We start from the raw sequence: 2852 nt of genomic DNA, 5'->3' as shown, positions 1-2852 counted from the left end.
GCAGGCCGCGCCCGGCGACCTGGGTCTTGCGCAGCTTGCACAGCATCTCCTCGGGCAGCTCGGCGGGCAGCTCGACGAGCGTGTGGGCGTCGCGGATGTCGATGTGCCCGATGTGCTTGCTGTGCAGCCCGCCCTCGTTGGCCAGCGCGCCGACCAGCGCGCTGGGCGTCACGCGGTTCCGGCGGCCCACCTCGACGCGGTACGTGTCGGTCTCCGGACCGGCCGGTTCGAACCCGCCGCCGCGGTTGCGGCGCTGCTTGTCCGGCTCCGGGTCCGGCTCCAGCAGCAGCGGGCGGTCGCCCTGCACCATGCTCGCCAGCGCCGCCGCGACCTGGGTGGCGGGCACCTCGTGGTTGCGCTCGTACTCCTCGACGAGCTTCTGGAACAGCTCCAGGTTGCCCTTCTGCAGCGTGTCGCTGATGTTCTGGGCGAACTTCGCGAGCCGCTGGTCGTTGACCGCATCGACGGTCGGCAGGTCCATCTGCTCGATGCTCTGGCGGGTGGCCTTCTCGATGGAGCGCAGCATGTGCCGCTCACGCGGGGAGACGAACAGGATCGCCTCGCCGCTGCGCCCGGCGCGGCCGGTGCGCCCGATGCGGTGCACGTAGGACTCGCTGTCGTGCGGGATGTCGTAGTTGAGCACGTGCGAGATGCGTTCGACGTCCAGCCCGCGGGCGGCCACGTCGGTCGCGACCAGCACGTCGATGCGGCCCTCGCGCAGGTGGCCGATGGTTCGTTCGCGCTGCGCCTGCGGCACGTCGCCGTTGATCGCCGCGGCGTTGAACCCGGCGGTCTGCAGCTTCTCCGCGAGTTCCTCGGTGAGCTGCTTGGTGCGCGCGAACACGATCATCGCGTCGAACTTCTCGACTTCGAGGATGCGGGTCAGCGCGTCCATCTTCTGCGGGCCGCGCACCGGGACGTAGCGCTGGCTGATGTTGGTGGCGGTGCTGGTGCTGGTCTTGACCGAGATCTCCACCGGCTCGCGCAGGTAGGACTGGCTGATCTTGCGGATCGCGCCCGGCATGGTCGCCGAGAACAGCGCCACCTGCCGCTGCTGCGGCACCGACTGCAGGATCCGCTCGACGTCCTCGATGAAGCCCATCCGCAGCATCTCGTCGGCCTCGTCGAGCACCAGGTGGTTCAGCGCGCTGAGGTTCAGCGAGCCCTTGTCGAGGTGGTCGATCAGCCGGCCGGGCGTGCCGACGACGACGTGCGCGCCGCGCTTGAGCCCGGCCAGCTGCGGGCCGTAGCTCTGGCCGCCGTAGATCGGCAGCACGTGGAAGCCGGGCAGGTGCTTGGCGTAGCGCTCGAACGCCTCGGCCACCTGGATCGCCAGCTCGCGGGTGGGCGCGAGCACCAGCGCCTGCGGGCCGGGGGCGTCCAGGTCGATGCGGCTGAGGATGGGCAGCGCGAACGCGGCGGTCTTGCCGGTGCCGGTCTGCGCGAGGCCCATCACGTCGTGGCCGTCCAGCAGCGGCGGGATGGTCTGCGCCTGGATCGGGGACGGGTTCTCGTAGCCCAGTTCGCCGAGCACCTTGCGCACCAGCGGGTCGAGCGCGAGGGCGTCGAAGCCGTTCCGGCTCGCGGCCTGGTCCGTCTGCTCGGCCTGCTCGGCCTGGTCAGCTTGCTCGGTCTGCTCGGCCGGTTCCGGATCGGTTGCGGGAGCGGATTCCGCTGCGGCCGGTTCGGCTTGCGCGGACTCAGCGGGCTGAGCGGATTCCGCTGTTCCGGGGGTTTCCGCGGCTTCCGCGGCGGTCGCGGTCGCGTCCGGCGCCGCCGGAGCTTCGGCGATCGCGGCCGGGAATTCCGCTGCCCGGTCGGAAATTACGTCCTCGGTTCGAGACATGGATGTAGCGAGTCTCCTCGGTCGGTGGTGGCCAGGGGCTGAACGGATGCGTCACACGGCCCTGCACCGCCGGCGTGCCCGCGGCGAGGCGCAACAGTCAGGTCCGAACGCAGCTCCGCCATCGACACCCGAGGGGCAGACGCCCGAGGGGCACGGGAGGTGCTGCTAGCGCAATTCAAGCCGCGCACACCTGGCACGCACACACACTGTTGCCAGTCACTCGCAGCTCGCTGTCTCAGCCAAGTGCGGCGTCGTACCGCCGCACCGTCACCGACCAGGATAGCGATCACCCCGCCCCGGCCCCGCACCCACCCGCGCCTTCGGGACGAATCTCACCTCGGCGTTCGCAGCTCGAGCCCGCGCTCGATGTCCTTGCGGGTGAACAAGAGCACATGCTGCCAACCCCGCAGCCGTCCGCCCGCGAGCAGCGTCCGATGCACTCGGTACGCCCGATGCACGTGCAGCCGGAACGCGCGGCTGCGGATCAGCCTCCCCCGCGCCTCCTGGCCCGCCAGTGCTTCTTCCGGCCCGACGTGCAACCACACCAGCAAGCGGGGCCGCACGGTCAGCACGGCGAACAGCACGAGCATGAGCCGGGTGCCGCCGCGGGTCGACGGCTCGTGCGCCACGACCAGGCCGCGCGCGGTGCAGCAGAACCAGGCGATGCGCGCGCGGTGCACGGCGTGCACCAGCGGCCGGTACCAGCGGTAGGGCAGCTGCGCGGGCAGCGCGGCACGCAGCCGGGCGCGGACCTGCTCGGAGTCGAGCACGACGGTTCCCACGGGAGCGGTGAGCCTGCGCAGCAGGGTGCTCTTGCCGGCTCCGGGCAGACCCGCGAGGACCACGAGGGCGCGGCGGGGCACGCGCACTGCGGGAGGTGGTCCCGCCGTTGCGGCGGACTCGTCCGGAATGTCCACGACCCGGCCAGGCTACGCGCAACGGATCTTGGCCGGAGCGAGCGGTCGCCGCCGTGGAAGCAGTCCCCGGGCGGCTCGCCCCCCTCGCG

General features: G+C 71.6%; 2 protein-coding genes. Both read right to left on the bottom strand.

Going from position 1 to position 2852, the window contains the following annotated elements; translation table 11 throughout:
* The coding region (locus IJH84_RS05305) for a DEAD/DEAH box helicase (protein WP_295140970.1) at positions 1 to 1846 on the bottom strand (1846 nt) is incomplete at its 3' end.
* A gap of 332 nt (positions 1847 to 2178) precedes the next feature.
* Positions 2179 to 2763, bottom strand: coding sequence for an AAA family ATPase (locus IJH84_RS05300; protein ID WP_200070176.1), 585 nt, complete (start codon positions 2761 to 2763; stop codon positions 2179 to 2181).
* Positions 2764 to 2852: the final 89 nt, after the last annotated feature.

The organism is Saccharopolyspora sp. (assembly GCF_017434145.1).
GTDB classification, from domain to species: Bacteria; Actinomycetota; Actinomycetes; order Mycobacteriales; family Pseudonocardiaceae; genus Saccharopolyspora_C; species Saccharopolyspora_C galaxeae.
This window is presented reverse-complemented; position numbering and strand designations above follow the sequence as displayed.